We start from the raw sequence: 24454 nt of genomic DNA on the forward strand, positions 1-24454 counted from the left end.
TAAATGAAGAAAGAATTACTCACTCTAATAGTATCCATATCTATCGGTATGGTGTCATGCAAGAAAAGTCACGAAGAAACCCCTTTAGAATTTAGCTATCCTGCCGTTGCAGAAGTTTCCGATCCTTCGGTGCTTTTCACAACTGCTGCTGGCGTAAAGGTGTATAACGGAGGTTTTGGATCAGCCGTTGCCGCCGATCCCAATTCACCAGATGTTTTTTATATGCTAACCGATAGGGGGTCGAATGTGGCCGGACAGCTCGCAAACTCAATCATCATCGGAAAACCTGATTTTGATCCACAGATTGGGAAATTCAGGCTGAAAGATGGGAAATTGGTACTCGAACAAACCATCGAACTTAAAAATGCATCTGGTAATAGATTAAACGGACTTCCAAACCCTGCAGGAATGGGGGCTTCTGGTGAAACTGCTTACGACCTAAACGGACAGGTGATTGCGCCAAATGCCGATGGAATCGACTCAGAAGGCTTGGTAAGGGCAGCTGACGGATCATTTTGGATCAGCGATGAATATGGTCCACACATTGCACACTTCGATGCAACTGGTAAAACAATAGAACGCATTAATCCATTCGGAACTGGAACCGGTGGACGCACTATTCCGACTGTATTTGCCAATAGAAGAGCAAACCGTGGCATGGAAGGCTTGGCCATTACTCCAGATGGAAAAACGCTGGTAGGCATGATGCAGTCGCCAATGTACAATCCGTCTAAAGCTGCAGTTGCCAATTCGGTGGTATTAAGAATTTTGACTTTTGATATCGCAAGCGGAGCAACCAAGCAATACGCTTACCTGATGGATAACACTACTTTAACAGGGGTGAGCGATATTGTTGCCGTTAACAGCACTACACTTTCCTAACCATCGAGCGTGACGGATTGTATGGCGGCGCAACAAGCAACCCGGCAACATTTAAAAAAGTTTTTAAAATAGACCTGAGTGGTGCTACCGATATTTCTGATTCCGGCAATGGTGCAACAGGTAAACTTTATGGCGGCAAAACCGTGGAAGAACTGAACAATGCAGCAGGTTTAAACACAGCGGGAATTACCCCGGTAAGCAAAACCATTGTTTTAGACCTGTTGAAAGATCTACCTTCCATTTATCCGCACGATAAAGCAGAAGGTTTGGCCTTACTGCCTGGCAACATCCTCGTGATTTCTAATGATGATGATTTTGGTGTGGTGGATAACGGGGCAAGTGGCTTTGCACAAAAAATATTGCCTTTAACAAATTCGGTTGATAGAAACCGTTTATACTTTGTTAAAATTAAACTTTAAAACATTTAGCCATGTGTCAATTGACTCATGGCTAATTTATACCATGAAATAAGATGCAAGTTGATATACTGTCTCATTAGTATGCCCATTACTACCGTGCTTTTACCCTTTTTTTGCATGGCTATAGGAATTGAGGTTTACATTGTTAAGCTTTGTACAGCCTATCTTAATTTGCCTATGTATTACAGTTGTGCAATTGTTGATGATGAACAGCACGCGATTGATGTACTCCACGATTATATTGAAGATATCCGTTTTTTAAAACTGTTTAGCGCCTTTAATAATCCATTTGATGCCTTAAAAACAATTAGTGCTGGCGATAAAATCGATTTTCTTTTTTTAGATATAGATATGGATGGAATGAAAGGAACTGAACTATCCCAGCATCTCCGCTCGAAAGCCAGGTTTGTGATCTACGCATCTGCCCACCTCGAAAATGAGGTAAGAAAAATAGATTCTAGCTTTGAATGTTATCTTGGCAAACCGATCTCAATGAAACGTTTTACTGGCACCATTGATAAACTGATACGACTTAATAATCTGCCGGTAAAAAATGAAAATAGCTTATGATCGAACTTAATTACCTTTCTGAACAGGAATTTTTAGAAGATGTATCCTATCAGTTAATACAGTCAAGCATGGAAGACCCATGGTTGGTGCTTTCTGGATGTAAAGTGCTGGGGATTATTGATGAAGTTGAAGGGAACTGGAGCCAGATTATAGGTGGAGATATTCCACCAAAAGCAATTGAAGGGATGGGGGATTTGATTAACATGCAACAGTTTAGCTGGTTGCCGAATCTGATTAAAAAACAGTGGCCAAAGTATGTGCTTGATGTGGTCGTAGAAAATGTAGACCGTTACGAAATAATCTGCCATAAAGAGGCTTGTCCCAAACGTTTTAAACAACGTTTTACACTGGGTATTCATGCGCTTGCACAGAGAGAATCTGCGCTTGTTTTTAAAGTGCGATGCTTTCAGAAATCAGATTGTTATGAGGTGCTTAAAGCGCCTGCAATTGATCGGTACGTTTAATATTTGTCCTGAATATTTTTAAAGGTAAACACAGGTTCCAACGCAACCGGAATCTGCTGCGTTTTCAAAATTTATATTAATTCTTGTTTGTTTTAAGCGCCGATGTCAATGTAATATTTAAATTTGGCCCTACAAAACTCTTCCTCGACATGACCTTTGTAGAAAAACTGCAGGCCTTACGCCAATTAATGGCTGCTCAAAAAGTAGATGCTTATATTATTACCGCGGCAGATCCTCACATCAGTGAATATTTACCAGCATATTATAAGGCTATTCCTTTTGCTTGTGGATTTACAGGGTCGGCTGGCACGCTGGTCATCACTCAGAATTTTGCTGGTCTGTGGACTGATTCGCGATATTTTACGCAGGCAGAAACACAATTAAACAATACTGGTTACGAATTGGTAAAGTTGAAAGTGCCACATACGCCCGAATACATCGATTGGTTGCGCCAGGTTTTGCCAAAGGGTGCAAAAGTAGGTTTTAACCATCAGCTTATTACGGTAGGTTTAGCCCTCGAGATGCAGAACAGTTTGACCCAGCGTGGAATAGAAATAACTGACGTTGATTTTATCAGCACGATTTGGCTCGATAGGGTAGGGTTGCCAGAAGAAAATGCTTTTTTAATAGGCGAAGAAGCTGTGGGTCTTGCCATTTCGGCTAAAATAAACGAGGTAAGAGCTGCTTTAAAAATAAATGGAGCAGATTATCATTTTATTTCATCGCTTGATGACATTGCCTGGCTTTTTAACCTAAGGGGAAAAGATGTAGATTATAATCCTGTAACCTTAAGTTTTGCTTTAATTACTCCTGCAGCGGTAAAACTTTTTATTGACGAACAAAAATTGTCGCAAACAGATATTGATACTTTAAATGAGCAGGGCGTAACTTTGCATCCTTATGCTGAGGTGGCTGAGGCATTAAAAAATCTATCAAAAGACGCGCAGGTTTTTATCGACCCTAAACGTACTTGTTTTGGCTTGTATCAGTGCTTGCCTTCTAGTGCCAAAATCGTTTCAGGCATTAATCCAAGCACACATCTAAAAAGTTTAAAGAATAATACTGAGATTAACCACATCCGCAAGGCAATGCTAAATGATGGGGTGGCTTTAACAAGGTTCTTTAAATGGATGGAAGATCATTTAGGGAAAGAAAAAATTACAGAATGGTCTGCAGCAGAGAAACTGGGTGCATTTAGGGCTGAACAAACATCTTTCGTAGGTTTAAGTTTTAATACCATAGCTGGTTACAATGCCAACGGAGCTTTGCCGCATTATAGTGTAACAGCAGAAAGCAATCAAGAGATTCTAGCCGATGGTTTGTTTCTTGTCGATTCGGGAGGCCAGTATTTGTATGGTACAACTGATATTACCAGGGTAATGCCTATCGGTAATTGCTCATCAACCCAGGCCGATGATTATACCTTGGTGCTAAAAGGCCTGATTGAAGGTTCTAAACTGATTTTTCCAGAAGGTACCAAAGGTTATCAAATCGATTCCATCTGTAGGAAACCACTCTGGGAACATGCCATAAATTTTGGTCATGGAACGGGCCACGGTATTGGCTTTTTTCTAAATGTACACGAAGGGCCTCAGAATATTAGTCCAGCCAACGTAGATATTGCCTTTAAGCCAGGAATGGTAACCTCCATCGAACCTGGTATTTATCGTCCGGGAAAACATGGTGTACGCATCGAAAACCTTGTTTTATGTATCCCTAAGGGAAAGAGTGAATTTGGCGATTTTCTCACTTTCGAAACCTTAACCTTATGTTTTATCGATACCGCGATTATCAATAAAACACTTTTGGCTCCAGATCAGATTGAGTGGTTAAATCAATATAATCAAATGGTGTTTGGGAAGCTTCAGCCCCTTTTATCTGATGAAGAAGCTGAATGGTTGAAAGTGAAATGTCAGCCTGTTTAATCATTGTCTACCAATGATTCTAAAGAACGGTCGTCATTCCAGCGCAGGCGGGAATCTTAATGCGAACAATCTGAGCGCTTTGCGTAATCTGAAGGAAAATAAATAGGTGGCTCTTTAATATAATAGTTGTCAGTCTGAGCTTGTCGAAGACCCTATGTTGTATTAATAAAATAATCATTTAAATGATCTTATATCTCTTATATGATTAATAATTGATATTGGAAAGCAATTCCTGCATTTCAATCCATGTCAGTCGCGCTTTCCGCTGTAGTCCCGACTTTACGTCGGGAGCTGCCGCTGCAATCTCGTTTAGGTACCCGATATAGTACTAATACGTTAGGTTTCCCCTCATGCGATATTAATCTGCGTGCTTTGCGTAATCTGCGGGAACCGATTTTTGTTCATCATGCTTCCTGCTATTCACCATCGATCCGCCATCCATTTACTGCCTCACGCCCAACTTCCAGTAAATACACCAATTCTTTACCGATTTTGCGCTATTTTTAAGTTCGATGCTTCCTTTATCTTTTAAATTTTATTTTTGATTTAACCATATCCCTAAATTTCCTTTGTTATCATGATGATCAAACTAAAAAAGAAGAGAATTTTATCCATAATAACTTTTAAAGCAATATTTTGCTGTATTTTATCTTTTCTAAATATTGAGGTAGTTCTGGCTCAATCGCCTTGGATTGCGTTAAGCAAAAAACCATCTACTTTGGGCCTGGAAAATGGATTTTCGACTTACAACGCCGGAGCATTTAATCTAAAGCTTGTTAAGTCATCACAAACGGTAGCAGGCCTACAGCCTAAAATGGTTAAAGATTTCGATTTTGTACCCAGCGACAGTTTAAAAGTGCGTAGTTCAGATGGTTTATATCACTTGGGCGATATCAACTTGAAGTTACGCTACATTGGCGAAGAAGCCTGGAAAAGCTACAGCACAGCCGCAAAAAGAAGCCCGGTGAAGAATATTTATAAGGGTAAAAACGTACTCGCTGCTGCCGATCTTGCTGCAACACTTTCGGCTGATATCCCGCTGCAGGTTAAACGGATGTGGGAAATGTTTAACGGAAAGCTTGTGCTCCGCTTCGAACTGAAAAACAAGACCAATAAAAACGTAGAAATCGGGGCACTGGGTATCCCGATGATTTTCGATAATATTCTCGAAGGCAGGACATTGGAGCAAACCCATGCAAAAAATGTTTTTTATGATCCTTATATCGGTAAGGATGCCGGTTACCTTCAGGTTACCAGGCTAAGTGGTCATGCACCGTCTTTGCTCGTTGCGCCGCTGGGACATACGCCGTTTGAGGCTTACAATCCGCTTAATGATGACCGGACACCAAGAGGAATCGCGTTTGAAGGTTTTTACGAATGGATGGTATACAGTAAAGCCTATGCAGAAAACGAATGGAAAAATGCCGAGCAATGGAATACACCAACTTCAACCACTTTAAAACCTGGTGAAACCAGAAGTTATGCCCTTCAGTTTATCCTTTCTGGAGTAGCAAAAGATATCGAAAGAAAACTGCTCGAAAATAAACGACCAGTAGCGATCTCAGTTCCGGGTTATGTACTGCCCAAAGATGTAGAGGGGAAATTATTTATTAACTACCCTAAAAAGATTAAAGCTGTTCAGGTTCAACCCGAAAATGCCTTAAAGGTAAGTGCATTAGGGTCGACCAAAAATGGCTGGAAAAGTTATACTGTAAAGGGAAATACCTGGGGGAGAGCAAGGTTGTCCATCACCTATGAAGATGGCTTGGAGCAAAGTATAAATTATAAGGTAATTGAAGCCGAAAGTGATGTGATTGCTAGTTATGGCAATTTTTTAACAACCAAGCAATGGTTTAACCAGGCCGACCCTATCTTTAAAAGAAGTCCTTCTGCTATTACCTACGATAATGAAAAGCAACAGCAGGTAACACAAGACAATAGGGCATGGATTGCGGGTTTAAGCGATGAAGGTGGTGCAGGTTCGTGGTTAGGGGCAATAATGAAGCAATTGGTACAGCCCAAGAAAGAAGAAGTTGATAAACTGAAACAATTTGTAGATAGTGTAATGTTTGGGCGGATACAGCTTAAAAACGGTCCTCAGAAATATGGGGTAAAAAAGAGCTTGTTCTACTATGCACCAGATTCGCTCCCTAAAGATACTTATGCCGCAAATATAAATTTTAAAACATGGTCTGCATGGCCCAAAAAAGAAGCTGATAACCTGGGCCGGTCTTATAACTACCCGCATGTTGCAGCAGCCCATTGGGTGATGTATCGGTTGGCGCGTAATTATAGCGGCCTTGTGGAGGAGCAGAGCTGGAAACAACACCTTATCGATGCCGCTGAAACAGGCATGGCCATGGTTAATATTGCTCCTTATTACGCACAGTTTGGCCAAATGGAAGGCACAGTTTTCTATCTCATCCTAAATGACCTTAAAAACGAAGGACTAACGGAAGAAGCAGCCAGGTTAGAAAATGAAATGAAGAAGCGAGCCAACCACTGGCGTTCGCTACAATATCCCTTTGGTAGTGAAATGCCTTGGGACTCTACAGGTCAAGAAGAAGTTTATGTATGGTCGAGCTATTTTGGCTATCAAGACAAAGCAAATGTAACGCTTGATGCGATATTGGCCTATATGCCTGTGGTGCCGCATTGGGCCTATAATGGTAATGCCCGTCGGTACTGGGATTTTCTTTATGGAGGCAAACTTTCGCGTATCGAACGGATGATCCATCATTATGGTTCAGCACTCAATGCCATTCCTGTATTAATGGATTATCGTAAAAATCCCGGCGATTTCTATCTTTTGCGTGCTGGTTACGGTGGACTTTTGGGTTCGATTTCCAATATCACCCAAGAAGGTTTTGCGCCTGCAGCATTTCATGCTTATCCATCAACCTTAAAAAATGACGGCATTACCGGCGATTACGGATCCGGTTTTTTTGGCTATGCGGTTAATACATCATCGTATATCTTACAGCATCCTGAATTTGGTTGGTTGGCTTTCGGCGGCAATTTGAACAAAACAGGCAATAACATCAATGTTAAATTAACTACAGCAGCAAAATCATCAGTTTACATTGCTGCTGTGGGGCTTTGGATTAGCCTTGATGCCGGAACCATTGATGAGGTAAATTATAATACTGTAAATGGCGAAATTCGCTTAAAACTGAGCAAAGCAAATGAATATACACCTAATGCCATGTTGAGGTTGTTACAGCCTGCAAAAATTAATGGCGTCGGTTCTTATGCTGTAAAGGGCAATGGCGTTAAGAAAAGAGGAGGATACGAGTTTCCGCTTGCAAAAGCGCATACAACTGAAATCATTCTTCAAAGATAATATCAATTTTTCTATCGTCTCCGCCCCGTAAACTAAAATTTACGGGGCTTTTTTTTATTGATTGGCATTGATAATCAATTGGATGTATGTCTTATAAGTATTATAAATTGATATAAGATATTCATATTAATTGTATCTCAAATTATTAAACTTAAATGTTTAACTTAATAGAATGTTTTATAGATCGAAAACCATTGATTTTATTCTATTTATAGTTACATAATTACTTCATGTTAATCAGTTCAAAATTTTGTATTTCAAAAAAGTATATAATTTAATAATAATATAATCCATTTAAATTGTTTAGATGGTCCCCGTTTGTCACAAAGTGATTCCTCTTGAATAACGAGGATGGCATGAGAAAGGCGATTTTTTATGAAATAAATTAAGCCTGTCATTGACAGATCCCTATAGAAGGTCGTCATTGCTGAGGCACGAAGCAATCTTACAACGATCGCTAACTGCGTGCGCATTAAGATTGCTTCGTCGGCTGAAAAAGCCTTCTCGCAATGACGATTCCTCACAGCCTATCGCTGCAATAAAAATACGCTGTCATCTATATTGATTTTTATACAATAGATTATCCTTCAGGATGACAAAGAAACTTCACAAATGTTCTGTGTATCCGTGGCTAAAAATTGTTAACGCTATCTATAAACTTTTTTAATCACCCCTTACAGTGTGCAGATTTTACCCTTATTTTTCGGTAACCTGAAATTTATTGTGATTTTTGTGCCATAACCATAGCTTATAATTTGCAGATACCTCCCATATTTTAGCCATTATATTTAATTGTTATTGAATAAAAATAGCTTTTGGGATATTTGCCTAACACAAAATAATATGTTTGAAAAGAAAGTTTACCTCCAAAGAAGAGCAGCATTAAAATCAAAGATAAATTCGGGAATATTACTCTTTTTGGGTAATGAAGAAAGTCCGATGAATTATAAGGACAATACCTACCATTTTAGGCAGGATAGTACCTTTTTATACTATTTTGGTATAAGTGAGCCAGCATTGGGCGCTATCGTCGATCTTGATGAAGATCAGGTAATCCTTTTCGGTGATGAAATGGGAATTGACGATATCGTGTGGATGGGCAGACAGAAAACACTTGAAGAAAAAAGTTTGGATGCCGGCTTGACCAAAGTTCTGCCTTTAGCGCAACTGGACATTTATCTTAAGCAATACCAAGACAAAAAGCGTCAGGTTCATTTCTTACCTCCCTACCGCTCAGAGAATAAGATTAAATTGGCCAGCTGGCTTAATTTGCCTGTCGATCAGCTTAAAGAAAAAGCATCACTTAGTTTTATTAAAGCCGTTGTGGCACAACGATCGATTAAATCTGTTGAAGAAATTGAAGAATTAGACCGTGCAGCAACAATATCGGCCGATATCCATTTAATGGTAATGCAACAGGCAAAACCCGGCATGTACGAACGCGAACTTGCGGCAAAAATTCAGGGTGCTGCATTGGCTTCGGGCGGTAATCTGGCTTATCCGGTTATTTTGACTGTTCGTGGCGAAATTTTGCACAACCACTATCATGGCAATCAGCTACAGGAAGGTCAACTGGTTTTGAACGACTCTGGTGTAGAAACAGCTTTAGGTTATGCGGGCGATCTTACGCGTACTTTTCCGGTAGGCAAAAAGTTTAGTGCCGAGCAAAAAGATGTGTATAATATTGTATTGAATGCTTACACGCATGGCAAAAACATGTTGGCGCCGGGCGTAAGATATTTAGATGTGCATTTGGCCTCGTGTAAAATGTTGGCACAGGGTTTAAAAGATATTGGCCTGATGAAGGGTAATATAGACGATGCGGTGCAAGCCGGTGCGCATGCCATGTTCTTTCAATGTGGAACAGGGCATATGATGGGCTTAGATGTGCACGATATGGAAGATTTAGGTGAGCAATATGTGGGTTATACCGATGAACTGACTAAAAATACCACCCAGTTTGGATTAAAATCGTTGAGGTTAGGCAAAGCACTCGAAGCTGGATATGTGTTAACGGTAGAGCCAGGTATTTATATTATTCCCGAATTAATAGACCGTTGGAAAGCCGCTAACCAATTTACCGAATTCATTAACTACGATAAGTTGGAACAGTTCAGAAACTTTAGCGGCATCAGGGTAGAAGATGATTTTTTGGTAACCGAAAATGGAAGCCGGATGTTGGGAAAACATTTGGCCTTAACCACGAATGAAATAGAAGAGGTTAGAGCACGAGCTTATTAATTAGTGAGTTTTTAGGGGTAACTGCTATTTTTTATTTTGGAGCGCAGCGCTTTTCGCTTTTTTTAAAGTTTGTTCCTGCCATCCGCTTTATCCCGATGAAAAAATCGGGATGCCCGCTCCTGTCAGGGCTAAAAACTTAGGCTGGTGCACAGAATAGGAAATGGGTGTTTAGCAGGAACCAGGGTTAAATAAACCTGATAGAACGGATGCTCCCGATCCTTCATCGGAGCAGGAGAGATAGCAGGACTGCCGTAACCTATGAAAAACTGCAATTGCTTTTCAAATTATTAGTACACTATTACAATATGATAACCAGCAAAAAGATATGAAAAAATTAACACGTATATCCCTAATAGTACTCTTCGCACTATCCAGCTCAATACTTTTTGCACAGTCGCCAAAAAAGGTTTACACTTTAGCCGATACCTTAAGGGGAAGCTTAAATGCCGAACGTAACTGGTGGGATGTACAGCGTTATGAACTTTCTGTTAAACCCGATTATAATGATAAAAGTATAACGGGCTCGAATAAAATTGTGTACAAAGTGGTTGGTAATAATAATGGCAGTACCCGCATGCAGATCGATTTGCAGGAGCCATTAATTATTGATAGTGTGCTGTACAACGGAAGTTCGAAGGTGAAATTCGAACATGTTGGTAGTGTTTGGTATGTGCATGTCCCAGCGCAAAAGTTATCTGCACTGAATAATGTTCATATTTTTTACCATGGAAAGGTTCATCAGGCTAAAAGAGCGCCCTGGGATGGTGGTTTTATCTTCACCACCGATTCGCTTTCGCGTCCGTGGATGACGGTGGCCTGCCAGGGCTTAGGCGCTTCAGTATGGTATCCGAATAAAGATCATCAAAGCGACGAGCCTAATCTGGGCGCTTCTTTAACGATGACTGTTCCCGATACATTGGTAGCGGTAGGGAATGGGCGCCTGGTATTCAAGAAGGATAATCACGATGGTACCGTGACTTATCAGTACAATGTTAAAAATCCGATCAGTAATTATTGCATCATTCCTTACATAGGCAAATATGTAAATTTTAAGGAGAAATATGCTGGTGAAAAAGGTGCATTAGATGTGAATTATTGGGTACTCGATTACAATTATCCAAAAGCGAAAACTTATATGCCCGACCAGGTGCATAAAATGATGAAAAGTCTGGAGCATTGGTTTGGGCCATATCCTTTTTATGAAGATGGTTATCAACTTATCGATGCTTCGCACACTGGAATGGAGCATCAATCGGCAGTATCTTATGGCAATGGTTATAAGTTTGGCTATAGAGGAAGAGACATGTCGGGCGATGGTTGGGGCTTAAAGTGGGATTTCATCATTATCCACGAAAGCGGGCACGAATGGTTCGGCAATAACATTACCACTAATGATCTGGCCGATATGTGGGTGCACGAAGGTTTTACCAACTATAGTGAAACCCTTTTTGTAGATTACATTTTTGGCAATAAAGCTGGGAATGAATACAATTTTGGGATCAGAAAAGGCATCCGGAATGATAGCCCTATTATTCCCCCTTATGGCGTAAATGCACAGGGCAGTGGCGATATGTATCCAAAGGGAGGGAACATGTTACACGCCATCAGGCATAGTTTAAATAACGACGAACTTTTTAGATCCATATTGCGTGGGCTCAACCAAACCTTTTATCATAAAACGGTAACCACCACTCAGATCGAAAATTATGTTTCTAAAAAAGCAGGGTGCGATTTTTCAAAAGTTTTTGATCAGTACCTGCGTACGATACAAGTTCCTACATTCGAATATTACCTTAAAGGTGGTAAAGCTTTTTACCGTTACAGCAATTGCGTTAAAGGTTTCAATCTGCCTTTAAGCCTGAAAAAAGAAGGTATTAAAACGCTTAAAATTATTCCTTCGCAAAACTGGCAACAGGTTACATTGGTTAAAGGTCAGGATGCGCTTTTTACAAAATCGGGTATCGAATTTATGTACTACCTAGAGGTGAAAAACACAAAATAATTGATCATAAAATAGGTTGTGTAGTAGGGTATTAAAGAGGCTGTATCATAATAATTATAGATTTTTCATCCTGAGCTTGTCGAAGGACTTGTTTAAATACCTCTTAAGGTGTTTCGACTACTTGTCCCGATTTTCATCGGGAGGCTCAACATGACATAATCTAAGGAGAAATTGCTTTTATGATGCAGACTCTTCTTTTTCGTAAGGATACCTTTTTTTGTTATATCTCATTTCTCCTACAAGAGCCTCAGCTTTTCTAAATCAATTGTGTCTACTTTAAATGGCGCATTTATAGCCAATATCGGTTAAAATCCAATAATACTACTGTTTAGCAATCACCTAACTTTGAATGTCGTTTAACGGATTTATTACCGATATTTAATTAAATGATGATTTGCCAATTACCCGGCTTTTGGGTTAAACGGGCTAGATTAATTTTTTGAATCATAATTATTAAAAACATAACATTACAATGAGTATCAAATGGACTGGGGTTTTCCCTGCTGTAACTACAAAATTTACAGCAAACGATGAGTTAGATTTTCCGGCTTTCGATTTAAATATCGAAGCGCAGTTAGAAGCAGGTGCTGAAGGGATTATCTTAGGTGGATCGCTTGGCGAAGCTAGTGTATTAACCGATGAAGAAAAGTTCGGTCTGTTATCACATACCTTAACTGTGGTAAATGGCCGAGTGCCGGTTTTATTGAACATTGCAGAGTCGACTACAAAAAAAGCAATCGAAGTAGCTAAAAAAGCAGAATCGCTTGGCGCACAAGGTTTAATGTTGTTACCGCCAATGCGCTATAATGCTGCTCCAGACGAAACTTTGGCATTTTTTGGTGCCATTGCTGAAAGCACAAGTCTGCCGATCATGATTTATAACAATCCTGTCGATTATAAAATCGAAGTAACCTTAGATATGTTTGAGGTTTTGACAAAATATGATAACATTCAGGCGATCAAAGAATCAACAAGAGATGTATCGAACATAACCCGGTTAATCAATCGCTTTGGCGACCGCTTCAAAATCTTTACTGGAGTAGATCCATTGGCGATGGAAAGTATTGTGATGGGGGCTCACGGATGGGTTGCAGGTTTAGTAGATGCTTTCCCGAGAGAAACAGTTGCCATTTTCAGACTGATTAAAGAAAACCGCATTGCTGAGGCGCTAACCATTTACCGTTGGTTCTTGCCTGTACTTGAGCTGGATATTCATGCAAAATTGGTACAGTACATTAAATTAGCTGAGGTAGCAACCGGATTAGGTACAGAAGCTGTTCGTGCACCCCGTTTACCAATAAGTGGCGCAGAGAGAGAAAAAGTATTGAAAATTATTAACGATGCATTAGCTGTTCGTCCAGAACTACCTGCAGGTAGCTGGGGAAAATAGTTTAAAAACCAAATATGAACGGAAAAAATATTGTAGCCAGCACTTATGTAGAAGTTAATGAAAGAAGCCTTAAAGCTGTTAATCCCGCAACGGGATTAACGCTTGACGGTGAATTTTTTAAAGCGAACGATAGCCTTGTTAATGATGCCTTAACATCGGCAACATCGGCTTTCCAAAGCTATAGAAGCCTAAATAAAGATCTTAAAGCCGCTTTTTTAAATGCTATTGCCGATGAAATCGCTAATCTTGGCGGAGAGTTGGTAGACAGGGCTTCGGCAGAAAGCGGTTTGCCTTTAGGTCGTTTACAGGGCGAACTGGGCAGAACAACAGGCCAGTTAAGGTTATTTGCCAATCTGGTTGCCGAAGGCTCTTGGGTTGATGCAATTATTGATACTGCCCTGCCTGAAAGGCAACCTTTGCCACGGCCTGATATTAGACGAATGCTGATCCCAATCGGGCCGGTAGTAGTTTTTGGTGCAAGTAATTTTCCACTTGCTTTTTCAGTTGCAGGTGGCGATACAGCATCAGCACTAGCTTCTGGTTGCCCGGTAGTTGTAAAAGTACATCCCGCACATTACGGAACCAGTGCGATGGTAGGCGGTGCCATTATCAAAGCTGCCGAAAAAACGGGAATGCCTAAAGGTGTTTTCTCTTTGTTGTATGATGATGGTTATAACATTGGAGCAAGCTTGGTTCAGCATCCATTAACAAAAGCAGTAACGTTTACAGGTTCGTTTAAAGGAGGAATGGCCTTGATTAATCTTGCTCAACAGCGCGAACAACCTATTCCGGTTTTTGCCGAAATGGGAAGCATTAATCCGGTAATTTTTCTTCCCAAGGCAATAGAAAACCAGGCAGAAGAATTGGCTAAAAAATATGCGGCATCAATTACTTTGGGCGCTGGTCAGTTTTGTACCAACCCGGGTCTGTTGTTAGCGGTTCAATCGCCGGCACTCGAAAATTTTAAAGCCGTTTTAAAAGAGGCAATTTCAACTATTCCATCTGCAACTATGCTTACCGAGGGTATTGCCAATAATTATGGTAAACTTTCAGCTGAGGTAGTAAATGAAGGTGGCGTTGCGCTTTTATCGGCATCAACAGTAAAAAATAGTGAACTTCAAAATCAATCGGAGGCGAAAGTTGCTCAGGTAAGTGCTGCTGATTTTATCAAAAATCCAAAACTTCGTGAAGAAATTTTCGGCCCATATTCGTTGTTGGTTGTTGCTCAGGATATTGCTGAACTTGAAAAAGTCATTGATGTTCTGGAAGGACAACTTACCGTAACCCTAATGGCCGAAAAACAGGAGCTTCAGCATTATCAAACTTTGGTAAATAAGCTGACTGATAAAACCGGAAGAATTATTTTAAATGGTGTGCCTACAGGCGTAGAAGTTTGTGCAGCTATGCAACATGGTGGACCGTTTCCTGCTACCAACGATAGTCGTTTTACTTCAGTTGGTTCAACAGCAATCAACCGTTTTGGAAGGCCATTGGCCTATCAGGATTGGGAACAGGAATTGTTGCCAGATGAATTGAAAGACGGAAATCCTTTAGGTATTTTCAGAACGGTTAACCAGATATTAACGAAATCTCATGAGTAAAACTTTTTTTTGTGTAGATGCACATACTTGCGGAAATCCGGTTAGGTTAGTTGCAGGCGGCGGCCCTCAGCTTATTGGCTCAAATATGAGCGAAAAGCGTCAGCATTTTTTGAAAGAATTCGATTGGATCAGAACAGGTTTAATGTTCGAACCACGCGGCCATGATATGATGTCGGGCAGTATTCTTTATCCGCCTCACGATCCAGCCAATGATGTAGCTGTGCTTTTTATCGAAACCAGTGGCTGCCTTCCAATGTGCGGCCATGGTACTATTGGTACCATTACTATTGCCATAGAGGAAGGATTGATTCAGCCCAAAATACCAGGTGTGATCAGAATGGAGGCCCCGGCCGGATTAGTCTTAATTGAATATAAGCAAGAAGGTAAAAAGGTTAAATCGGTTAAGCTGAAAAACGTAGCTTCTTACCTGGCTGCAGAAAATTTAGAAGTAGAATGCCCGGATTTAGGTACACTTACTTTTGATGTAGCTTATGGCGGTAACTTTTATGCCATTGTCGACCCACAGGAAAATTTTCCGGGACTGGAAAACTACACCGCTTCACAACTGATTACCTGGAGCCAGACCATCAGAAAACGCATCAACGAACAATATACTTTTGTACATCCTTTAGATCCAACGATAAATGGCTGTAGCCATGTGTTGTGGACAGGTAAAACAATCGATCCTACATCAACCGCCAGGAATGCAGTTTTTTATGGCGATAAAGCCATCGATCGGTCGCCATGTGGAACAGGCACCTCAGCCCGTTTAGCACAATGGTTTGCTAAAGGAAAATTAAAACAAGGAGAAGATTTTATCCACGAAAGTTTTATAGGTAGCAAATTTATCGGAAGAGTAGAAGAAGTTGTAGACTTAAACGGAATTAAAGCTATTATACCAAGTGTAGAGGGCTGGGCAAAAGTTTATGGTTACAACACCATTAAAATAGATGCCGAAGATGATCCATATGCACATGGATTTCAGGTGATTTAGTGAGTTTTTAAAAGAATATCAGCAGTATAAATTAAAAGAATGTCGAAAGTATTAATTATAGGTGGTGGAATAGTAGGTTTAACTTCAGCGTATTATCTGCAGAAAAAAGGCTACGAAGTTACAGTTTTAGATAAAGGAGATATTACCGACAACTGCTCTTTTGGTAATGCCGGGATGATTGTACCAAGCCATTTTGTACCCTTGGCTGCACCGGGCATGATAAAACAGGGTATTCGTTGGATGTTTGACAGCAAAAGCCCTTTTTATGTTCGCCCATCTTTAAATGGGAACCTCATTAACTGGGGTTTGAAATTTATGAAGCATGCCACGGCAAAACACGTAAGCCAATCGGCAGCACCTTTACGCGATTTATCGTTACTGAGCAAAAAACTATATGAAGGCTTGGCAAAAGAGCCTGATTTCGATTTCGAATTAACCAACAACGGCATTCTGGCATTTTATAAAACAGAAAAAGCAGGAGAAGAAGAAGCGCATTTAGCCGCAAGGGCAATTGAACTAGGTTTGGATATGGCTGTGTTAACAGCCGAAGAATGCCGCGCATTACAACCCGATTTAAAATTAGATGTTTTAGGCGCAGTACATTATCGTTGCGATGCACATCTTTATCCAACAAAGTTGATGAATGCTTTGCTTCAATATTTACTAAATAATGGTGTTAAGATAGAACGTGGCAGAGAGGTTGATAAAATTGAAACGGTTGGCAATCGCATTATGAAGGTTTTTACAGGCAATACCGCCTGGGAAGCTGATCAGTACGTTTTGGCAACTGGTTCATGGTCGCCTGCTGTGGCTAAAATGGCCGATGTTAAAATATCTTTAATGCCAGGCAAAGGTTATTCTTTTATGGAACCGGAACCTCAGCAACGGCTAACTATTCCGGCATTGTTATGTGAAGCCAGAGTGGCCATAACACCAATGAACGGACAGATTAGGTACGGCGGCACAATGGAGTTAGATAAAATTAATGCCCGCATTAATATGCAAAGGGTTAAAGGGATTGTAGAATCGGTTCCAGCATATTTTCCAGGTTTAAACCCCGCACTTCCGGCAGAAAAAGATATCTGGTATGGTTTCCGTCCGTCATCACCTGATGGTTTGCCTTACATTGGCAGAAGCGAAAAAAGAGAAAATCTAATTATCGCTACCGGCCATGGTATGATGGGGTTAAGTTTAGGCCCCGCAACGGGTTTGTTGGTTAGCCAGATTGCTTCAGGCATGGCTACTGATCTAAAAATGGAGCCATTTGCAGTAGCGCGATAGTATACCCATAGAAAGAGCCTATCTCAAAATTAATTTTGGAGGTTTTTGGCAGAATATTTTGAAAGGTCGTCATTCCCGTGAAAACGGGAATCTTAATGCGATAGAACGGCAAAAAATAAGTCTCTAGCAAAGCATTAAGATGCCCAGTCAAGCTGAGCATGACGACACCGCCAAATTTAATTTTTTAATGTTTCTGAATTTGTTATTTTGAGACAGTCTCTTCCTTCAATTCACTCAGTTTCTTTACAATTCTTCAACGCTGTTAGTCGGAATTTGTAATCCCGTCTCCAAAATTAGGACTTTCCGTTCTCTTTGCCAGTGGATTAAAAATCCACAATACATAGGTCCGGATTACAAATCCAGATCAGCATATCGAACTGTATAAACTAAAAAATCTCTGTTGGTGGTGTATCTCGTTTCCAAAATGGCTGAACGTTGGTTCAGATTAATCGTTTTAGATCTTGCTTTACAGCAGGTTAACTAAATATATAGTGATTTACGAGCTTTAGAATTCATCATCAAATCCGTCATATATTATCAAAATGTAGCAGGATTTTAACCTTATTTAAGTTTTATTGGTTTATTTGAGTTAATATTTATACATTCAATTCGTAATCAAACTCAACCAACTAAACCAAAATTATGAAAGTATTACCATTTACCATGCTTGTTCCCGATGATAAGAGTGTGATATCGGAACATATTGAACTTCCATATTTTTACCAATATCTGCACCGACATGATGAGTGGCAGATTACTTACATAGAAAAGGGAGAGGGGACGTTAATTGCGGGGAATGACATGCATGCTTTCCGATCAGGTGATATTTTTGTAATTGGGGCAAAACTTCCACATCTTTTTAAAAGCAACCCCGAATATTTCTCTGCTGATAACAATAAAACAATCAAAGCATGTTCTATTTACTTTAATCCTAACGGTATTTTAGCTGCTTTGTTCAATCTCCCCGAAATGAAGATGGCAAGTGGCTTTTTAGCTAAACACAAACATGGTTTCAAAATTCCTGCTGCTTTTACTAAAAACATGGTAACCAAAATGTTCAATGTTCACCAGGCGTCAGGAGTTGATGTGCTGTTTAACTTCTTGAAATTGGTTAACAGTCTTCAGGATTTAAATGAGAATGTAGAATCGTTATGTTCGGATATGTATTCTTCTAACGTAACCGAAAATGAAGGGATGCGATTAAGCAAGATCATTAACTTCATCACCGAAAACTACAACAATCAAATTTCTTTAGAAGATGTAGCCAATGCCGCGTTTATGACTCCTCAGGCCTTCTGTAGGTATTTTAAGAAACATACCGGACATACTTTCGTGTCCTTTTTAAACGAAGTTAGAATTAACGATGCCTGTAAAAGCCTTATTTCGGGTGAGAAAGCCGATTGTATTTCAGGTGTAGCCTATAAAGCTGGTTTCAATAGTATTACCAATTTTAACCGGGTATTTAAAAGTATTATTGGCCAGTCGCCAAGAGCATACATCGATACTTATAATAATGTGAGCAGGGTGAGCTACGTAGGCGCTTAAACAAAAAACACTTTTATTTTTTAAAAAAAAGCTAGCCATTTTTTCAAATGGAGGCAAATGCTATTCGTTAAATTTAACCAACTCTAAATGCAAAACAAATTGAAGTTTTTTGCCCTTTTGTTAATGGTAAGCCTGTTATCAGGTACTTTTGTATTAGCCCAAACTTCAAACGAAAGTTTGTACGAACAAACCAGCGAAATGGGTACGCTGATAGTAGGCTACCAAAGGGATGTGGATGCCATTAACGATTTCTACTATCCTTATTCTGCAGGAGGTACTTATTCTTTTCCGATGACTACTTTTAAAAGCCCGGAACAAAGAAAACGCCTGCAAGACATCAATAAAGATTATTTAAGTAAGTTAAAATCAGCCAAATTTGAAGGCTTTAGTATTTATGGCAAAGTAGATTATATCCTCCTTAAAAAACAGATAGAATCTTCTGTTTGGCTCTTAGGTAAAGAGGAAACAGAATATAATGCCCTGTCTAAATATTTCACCTTCGCCGATGCAATTTATGCACTCGAAAAACTAAGAAGAAGGGGCACTTATAAAGAAGGATCTTTACTGGCTGTCCAGATGACCGAAATCGCGAAGCAGATTGATACCCTGAGCCAAAATTTCACTAAGCAAGCAAGCCTCAAACCCGATCAGCTTAAAATGGCAACGGCCATAACCTTGAGTTTAAAACACCGTTTAAAAGGTTTTTATCAGTTTTATATGGATTATGAACCTGGTTTTACCTGGTGGGCACCTAAACCTTACGAAAGGTTAGATCTTGCTTTGACCAATTACGCCAAGTCCTTTAACGATAAAGGAGATCCTGTAGCTGCGGCAAAATCAAACAAACCAGAAATTAAGGGAAATCCCATCGGAAGGGAAGAACTGATCAGGCAATTAAATGCAGAGCTTATTCCTTATACACCAGAAGAACTGATTCAGCTTGCCGAAAAAGAATTTAAGTTTTGCGACGAAGAACTTTTAAAAGCATCAGCAGCAATGGGCTTCGGTAAAGACTGGAAAAAAGCTCAGGAAAAAATCAAGAATAGCTACGTACCCTTAGGTAAACAGCCAGAGTTGATTGTAAAACTACAGGATGATGCCTTAAGCTTTATAAAAGCCAACGATCTGATCAATATTCCGGCTCTTGCTGAAGAAACCTGGGGTATGGTCATGATGTCGGCAGAACGTCAATTGGTAAATCCATTTTTTACTGGTGGGCGCGAAATCAGTATCTCTTATCCAACAAATTCGATGGAAGAAGATGATAAGTTAATGAGTATGCGTGGTAACAATCCTTATTTTTCAAGGGGAACGGTACAGCACGAACTTTTGCCCGGTCATCATTATCAGTATTTTATCAATAACCGTTATAAAAGCTACCGCGATCCTTTTAAAACCCCTTTTAGTGTAGAAGGCTGGCCATTATACTGGGAGCTTTTACTCTACGATAAAGGTTTTGCCAAAACTCCCGAAGAAAAAATGGGCATGCTTTTCTGGCGCATGCACCGTTGTGCCAGGATTCTTTTTTCGCTAAACTTTCATCTGGGTAAATGGACTCCTCAACAGTGTGTCGATTTTCTGGTCGATCGTGTAGGGCACGAACGCGCCAATGCAGAAGGCGAAGTGCGAAGATCTTTCAAAGGCGATTATAGTCCTTTGTACCAGGTGGCTTACCTTACCGGCGGTCTTCAGCTTTTTGCCCTGAAAAAAGAACTGGTTGATAGTGGTAAGATGAGTTTTAAAGCTTTTCACGATGCGGTGATTAAAGAAAACTTAATTCCTGTAGAAATGATCAGGGCTACTTTAACCAACCAACCTTTAGCCCGCGATTTCACTACCTCTTGGTATTTTTACGGCCAACTTAAATAAATAAACTCACCAACCATTTGAACCACCAAGCAACAAAAAACATGATTGAAAAAGAAACCACACAATTTAAACCCTCACTTAAATTGATGGATGCAACAATGCTTGTAGCCGGAAGTATGATCGGCTCAGGTATTTTTATTGTAAGTGCCGATATTACCCGGAATGTAGGCAGTTCTGGCTGGCTGTTAGTGGTTTGGTTAATTACAGGCTTTATGACACTTACCGCTGCTTTGAGTTATGGCGAATTAAGTGCCATGTTCCCAAAAGCGGGCGGACAATATATTTATTTAAAGGAAGCATATAATCCGCTGATCAGTTTTTTATACGGCTGGAGTTTTTTTACGGTAATCCAAACGGCAACTATTGCCGCAGTAGGCGTGGCATTTGCCAAGTTTACCGCATATCTCGTGCCTGCACTAAGTGAAGATTTAGTAGCCATCGATTTAGGTTTCTTTACTATCTCACCCGCTCAACTATTGGCCATTGGGGTGATTATATTACTCACCTATATTAACAATAGGGGGGTAAACGGCGGTAAAGTGATCCAAACCACCTTTACGGTGGCCAAATTGCTAAGTCTGTTTGGTCTTATCGCATTTGGGCTTTTCTTTTTAGATAAAGGAATCTGGAAAACCAACTGGGAAAATATGTGGGTTTTAGGACCGCTATCTGCAGATGGAAATATTGGATCTTATACCACTTTGGCGGCTTTTGGTGCCATTGCAGCAGCAATGGTGGGTTCGATATTTAGTAGCGATTCCTGGCACAACGTTACCTTTATTGCGGGCGAAATTAAAAACCCTGCACGCAATATTGGCTTGAGTTTAGCTTTAGGAACCATTATCGTAACAGTGCTCTATATCCTTACCAATGTAATGTATACCGGGGTACTTTCATTACATGATATCGCCTATGCTGATAAAGATCGGGTGGCGGTTTCTGCTGCCAACCATATTTTCGGTACCGCTGGTACCATCATTATCGCATTAATGATTATGGTTTCAACTTTCGGTTGCAACAACGGTTTAATTATGGCTGGTGCCAGGGTGTATTACTCAATGGCCAAAGACGGGCTTTTCTTTAAAAAAGTAGGTACACTCAACAAAAATGCAGTTCCTGGTTTTGGGCTATGGATTCAGTGTATTTTTGCTTGTTTATGGTGTATCAGCGGAAAATATGGCGATCTGTTGGATATGATCTCCTTTGTGGTGGTGATGTTTTATATGCTCACCATTTTCGGAATTTTTATCCTCCGTAAAAAGCGACCTGATGCCGAGCGGCCTTACAAAGCTTTTGGCTACCCTGTGCTGCCGATCATCTATATGATAATGGGGCTGGCTTTTTGTGTATTGCTGATTATTTTTAAACCTAAATTTACCTGGCCTGGATTAATCATCACTTTAATTGGTATACCGGTTTATTACCTGATTAAAGGAAGTATTGCCCGCCAGGATTCGAAAGCAAAAAAAGCGGTTGATGTGAACGGTTAAAATATTGATGTTATTCATCAAAATCTAAAGGAAATCAGAAAAGCCGTAGCATTATATTTACCACAAAAAATCTGTAATGACCACTTATCCAAGCGCTAGAAAAGCAATAGCGATCATCTTATTAAGTTTTGTTTCCTTTCAGCTGCTGGCTCAGCAAGTGGGTTTACATCCTTATGCACCAAGTGCTGCTGAAATGGTAAATGCTTATCAATTATCTACTAAGCTGGATACCGCATTACGCAATATCCCAACCAATAACGATCTTTTTCCCTTTTGGAAAAAAGATGGGAGTGCATTTTGGTATAAAAAAAACCTTCCTAACAGAACGTGGGAATATTATTATGTAGATGCTGCAACAGGTAAACGTAAACCGGCATTTGATAACAATAAACTGGCTGAAAATATAGAAAAGATAACGGGTAAAAAGCAGAATCCATTAAAACTTCAGTTTGCTGAATTGTATTTCGCCGATCAGGGTAATACAGCAAAACTAAAATTACAGGATAAATGGTACGAATTAAACTTGAGCGATTACAGTTTAGTGGATACCAAAGACACTACAATTTATCGTTACAATGCCAAAAGACCTTTGCAGCAAAGCAGATCGCGCTGGCAACGGAACCGTGAAGCCAGAAAATCGCCTGATGGTAAAAATGAAATTCTCATAAAGGGCGGAAATATATTTGTGGTTGATCTGGCTACCAAAGCAGAAACCCAATTGAGTACCGATGGCAGTGCCGATAAACCATATGGCGAATTTGCATGGTCGCCTGATGGCAAAAATATTGTTGCCTATAAAATCAATCCGAAAGAGACTAAAAAAGTACATTATGTATTAAGTTCGGTTCCTGGCACTACCCGTGGTGAATTAAAATCAAGAGAATATGCACAGCCTGGTGACGATTTTACTGCTTATCAACCCTATGTTTTTAATGTAGCGGCTAAAACTGCCATTAAAGTAGATGCAGATCCGATAGATTTCTTTGGTGCACCAGAATTGCATTGGCGCAATAATAACAGCAGGTATTATACCTATGAGAAAGTAGATCGCGGTCATCAACGTTTTAGGGTAATTGAAGTAGATGTTTTAACTGGAAAAACCAAAAACATTATCGACGAAAAAACAAAAACCTTCATTTATGAGCGGCGAATTTATACCCATTACTTACCTAAAACAAATGAAATATTGTGGACCAGTGAGCAGGATGGATGGCAACACCTTTATCTGGTTAATGGCATAACAGGAAAACAGACGCTGGTTACCAAAGGCAATTGGGTAGTTAGGGATATCGATAGTGTAGATGTGGTTAAACGCCAGATTTGGTTCCGAGCAAATGGAATGAATGCTGGTGAAGATCCTTATTTTATCCATTATTATAGGATCGGGTTCGATGGAAAGGGACTGGTGAATCTTACGCCTGAAAAAGGTAATCATATCCTCAGTTTTTCTCCTGACCGCAAATATTATATCGATACTTACTCTCAGGTAAATGTACCGCCTGTTAGCGAGTTAAGGTTAACTGCTAACACCAAAAAAATAAGCGAAATTGAACATGGCCAAACAGCTATTTATTTAGCTACAGGAGTTAAACTGCCTGAAGTGTTTGTGACTAAAGGAAGAGATGGCATAACCGATATTTGGGGCATTGTTTGCTTCCCTTCAAAAATGGATCCGAACAAAACTTATCCTGTTATCGAAAATATTTACGCAGGTCCTCATGATAGTTTTGTGCCCAAAAGTTTCTTACCTGCCAGTGAAATGCAGAGCATTGCCGAATTAGGTTTTATTGTAGTACAGATTGATGGAATGGGTACCGCCAACCGGTCTAAGGCTTTTCACGATGTATGCTGGAAAAATATAGCAGATGCAGGTTTCCCTGACCGGATATTGTGGATGAAAGCCATGGCCGTTAAATATCCAAATGCCGATATTTCAAGAGTGGGGATTTATGGCACTTCGGCGGGTGGGCAAAGCTCAACTGGTGCACTGTTATTTCATCCCGAGTTTTATAAAGCCGCGGTTTCTGCCTGTGGTTGTCACGATAACCGCATCGATAAACAATGGTGGAACGAACAATGGATGGGCTATCCTGTAGGGCCGCACTATGGAGAGCAATCTAACATTAACAATGCACAAAAATTACAGGGTAATTTATTTTTAATTGTTGGTGAAGCGGATGAAAATGTACCACCAGAATCGACCTATCGACTTGCCGATGCATTAATCAAAGCAAATAAAGACTTTGATATATTAAGCATTCCGGGTATGGGTCATAGCGATGGCGGTATTTACGGACGGAGGCGTAAACGCGATTTCTTTGTAAAACATTTATTGCATGCCGAACCACCAAACCCGAATTTGTTAGTTCAATAGTCGTTGGTTGATAGGTGATTAGCTACTTTTTTGTTGGCCATTTGTTCATTCAAAATTTATAACA

The 24454-nt window shown here is 40.0% G+C and carries 16 protein-coding genes; all 16 read left to right on the forward strand.

What is annotated here, in order from left to right; translation table 11 throughout:
* Nucleotides 1–3 precede the first annotated feature (3 nt).
* A complete protein-coding gene (locus tag J7E57_RS06110) occupies nt 4–882 on the forward strand; it encodes an esterase-like activity of phytase family protein (RefSeq protein WP_215126063.1) in 879 nt (292 codons plus the stop codon).
* 17 nt (nt 883–899) lie between these two features.
* Complete coding sequence (locus J7E57_RS06115; protein ID WP_215126064.1) at nt 900–1301, forward strand: esterase-like activity of phytase family protein; 402 nt, start codon at nt 900–902, stop codon at nt 1299–1301.
* A gap of 117 nt (nt 1302–1418) precedes the next feature.
* On the forward strand, nt 1419–1871 hold the full coding sequence (locus J7E57_RS06120) for a LytR/AlgR family response regulator transcription factor (protein WP_215126065.1): 453 nt from the start codon (nt 1419–1421) through the stop codon (nt 1869–1871).
* The gene (locus tag J7E57_RS06125; RefSeq protein WP_215126066.1) at nt 1868–2335 is read left to right on the forward strand and encodes a hypothetical protein; all 468 of its coding nucleotides are present in this window, start codon (nt 1868–1870) and stop codon (nt 2333–2335) included. Before J7E57_RS06120 ends, J7E57_RS06125 begins: the two co-directional genes overlap by 4 nt.
* A gap of 149 nt (nt 2336–2484) precedes the next feature.
* Nucleotides 2485–4260, forward strand: a complete 1776-nt coding sequence (locus J7E57_RS06130) for an aminopeptidase P family protein (protein ID WP_215126067.1) — start codon at nt 2485–2487, stop codon at nt 4258–4260.
* 577 nt (nt 4261–4837) lie between these two features.
* The gene (locus J7E57_RS06135; RefSeq protein WP_215126068.1) at nt 4838–7603 is read left to right on the forward strand and encodes a DUF5695 domain-containing protein; all 2766 of its coding nucleotides are present in this window, start codon (nt 4838–4840) and stop codon (nt 7601–7603) included.
* 843 nt (nt 7604–8446) lie between these two features.
* Nucleotides 8447–9844, forward strand: a complete 1398-nt coding sequence (locus J7E57_RS06140) for an aminopeptidase P family protein (protein WP_215126069.1) — start codon at nt 8447–8449, stop codon at nt 9842–9844.
* Between the two features lie 325 nt (nt 9845–10169).
* Complete coding sequence (locus tag J7E57_RS06145) at nt 10170–11846, forward strand: M1 family metallopeptidase (RefSeq protein ID WP_215126070.1); 1677 nt, start codon at nt 10170–10172, stop codon at nt 11844–11846.
* 472 nt (nt 11847–12318) lie between these two features.
* The gene (locus tag J7E57_RS06150) at nt 12319–13236 is read left to right on the forward strand and encodes a dihydrodipicolinate synthase family protein (RefSeq protein WP_215126071.1); all 918 of its coding nucleotides are present in this window, start codon (nt 12319–12321) and stop codon (nt 13234–13236) included.
* Nucleotides 13237–13250: 14 nt separating this feature from the next.
* Nucleotides 13251–14837 (forward strand): aldehyde dehydrogenase (NADP(+)), encoded by a 1587-nt coding sequence (locus J7E57_RS06155; protein WP_215126072.1) that lies wholly within the window; start codon nt 13251–13253, stop codon nt 14835–14837.
* Nucleotides 14830–15831, forward strand: a complete 1002-nt coding sequence (locus tag J7E57_RS06160; RefSeq protein WP_108196890.1) for a 4-hydroxyproline epimerase — start codon at nt 14830–14832, stop codon at nt 15829–15831. Before J7E57_RS06155 ends, J7E57_RS06160 begins: the two co-directional genes overlap by 8 nt.
* 39 nt (nt 15832–15870) lie before the next feature.
* Nucleotides 15871–17112 carry an NAD(P)/FAD-dependent oxidoreductase gene (locus tag J7E57_RS06165; protein WP_215126074.1) on the forward strand — a complete coding sequence of 414 codons (1242 nt, stop codon included), beginning with the start codon at nt 15871–15873 and terminating at the stop codon, nt 17110–17112.
* Nucleotides 17113–17754: 642 nt separating this feature from the next.
* Nucleotides 17755–18657 carry an AraC family transcriptional regulator gene (locus tag J7E57_RS06170; protein WP_215126077.1) on the forward strand — a complete coding sequence of 301 codons (903 nt, stop codon included), beginning with the start codon at nt 17755–17757 and terminating at the stop codon, nt 18655–18657.
* A gap of 87 nt (nt 18658–18744) precedes the next feature.
* Nucleotides 18745–20526, forward strand: coding sequence for a DUF885 family protein (locus J7E57_RS06175; protein ID WP_215126079.1), 1782 nt, complete (start codon nt 18745–18747; stop codon nt 20524–20526).
* A gap of 41 nt (nt 20527–20567) precedes the next feature.
* The gene (locus J7E57_RS06180) at nt 20568–22016 is read left to right on the forward strand and encodes an APC family permease (protein ID WP_215126081.1); all 1449 of its coding nucleotides are present in this window, start codon (nt 20568–20570) and stop codon (nt 22014–22016) included.
* Nucleotides 22017–22092: 76 nt separating this feature from the next.
* Nucleotides 22093–24390: a S9 family peptidase gene (locus J7E57_RS06185; RefSeq protein ID WP_215126083.1), complete on the forward strand. Its 2298-nt coding sequence runs from the start codon at nt 22093–22095 to the stop codon at nt 24388–24390.
* Nucleotides 24391–24454 lie beyond the last annotated feature (64 nt).

This window comes from Pedobacter sp. ISL-64 (assembly GCF_018613605.1).
Classification (GTDB): domain Bacteria; phylum Bacteroidota; class Bacteroidia; order Sphingobacteriales; family Sphingobacteriaceae; genus Pedobacter.

Bases quoted from the DNA above. Each gene is read 5' to 3' on its own strand.
- J7E57_RS06125 (WP_215126066.1), top strand. From the start codon at position 1,868: ATGATCGAACTTAATTACCTTTCTGAACAGGAATTTTTAGAAGATGTA.
- J7E57_RS06160 (WP_108196890.1), top strand. From the start codon at position 14,830: ATGAGTAAAACTTTTTTTTGTGTAGATGCACATACTTGCGGAAATCCG.
- J7E57_RS06185 (WP_215126083.1), top strand. From the start codon at position 22,093: ATGACCACTTATCCAAGCGCTAGAAAAGCAATAGCGATCATCTTATTA.
- J7E57_RS06170 (WP_215126077.1), top strand. From the start codon at position 17,755: ATGAAAGTATTACCATTTACCATGCTTGTTCCCGATGATAAGAGTGTG.
- J7E57_RS06165 (WP_215126074.1), top strand. From the start codon at position 15,871: ATGTCGAAAGTATTAATTATAGGTGGTGGAATAGTAGGTTTAACTTCA.
- J7E57_RS06175 (WP_215126079.1), top strand. From the start codon at position 18,745: ATGCAAAACAAATTGAAGTTTTTTGCCCTTTTGTTAATGGTAAGCCTG.
- J7E57_RS06120 (WP_215126065.1), top strand. From the start codon at position 1,419: ATGGCTATAGGAATTGAGGTTTACATTGTTAAGCTTTGTACAGCCTAT.
- J7E57_RS06110 (WP_215126063.1), top strand. From the start codon at position 4: ATGAAGAAAGAATTACTCACTCTAATAGTATCCATATCTATCGGTATG.
- J7E57_RS06180 (WP_215126081.1), top strand. From the start codon at position 20,568: ATGATTGAAAAAGAAACCACACAATTTAAACCCTCACTTAAATTGATG.
- J7E57_RS06150 (WP_215126071.1), top strand. From the start codon at position 12,319: ATGAGTATCAAATGGACTGGGGTTTTCCCTGCTGTAACTACAAAATTT.
- J7E57_RS06145 (WP_215126070.1), top strand. From the start codon at position 10,170: ATGAAAAAATTAACACGTATATCCCTAATAGTACTCTTCGCACTATCC.
- J7E57_RS06155 (WP_215126072.1), top strand. From the start codon at position 13,251: ATGAACGGAAAAAATATTGTAGCCAGCACTTATGTAGAAGTTAATGAA.
- J7E57_RS06140 (WP_215126069.1), top strand. From the start codon at position 8,447: ATGTTTGAAAAGAAAGTTTACCTCCAAAGAAGAGCAGCATTAAAATCA.
- J7E57_RS06135 (WP_215126068.1), top strand. From the start codon at position 4,838: ATGATGATCAAACTAAAAAAGAAGAGAATTTTATCCATAATAACTTTT.
- J7E57_RS06130 (WP_215126067.1), top strand. From the start codon at position 2,485: ATGACCTTTGTAGAAAAACTGCAGGCCTTACGCCAATTAATGGCTGCT.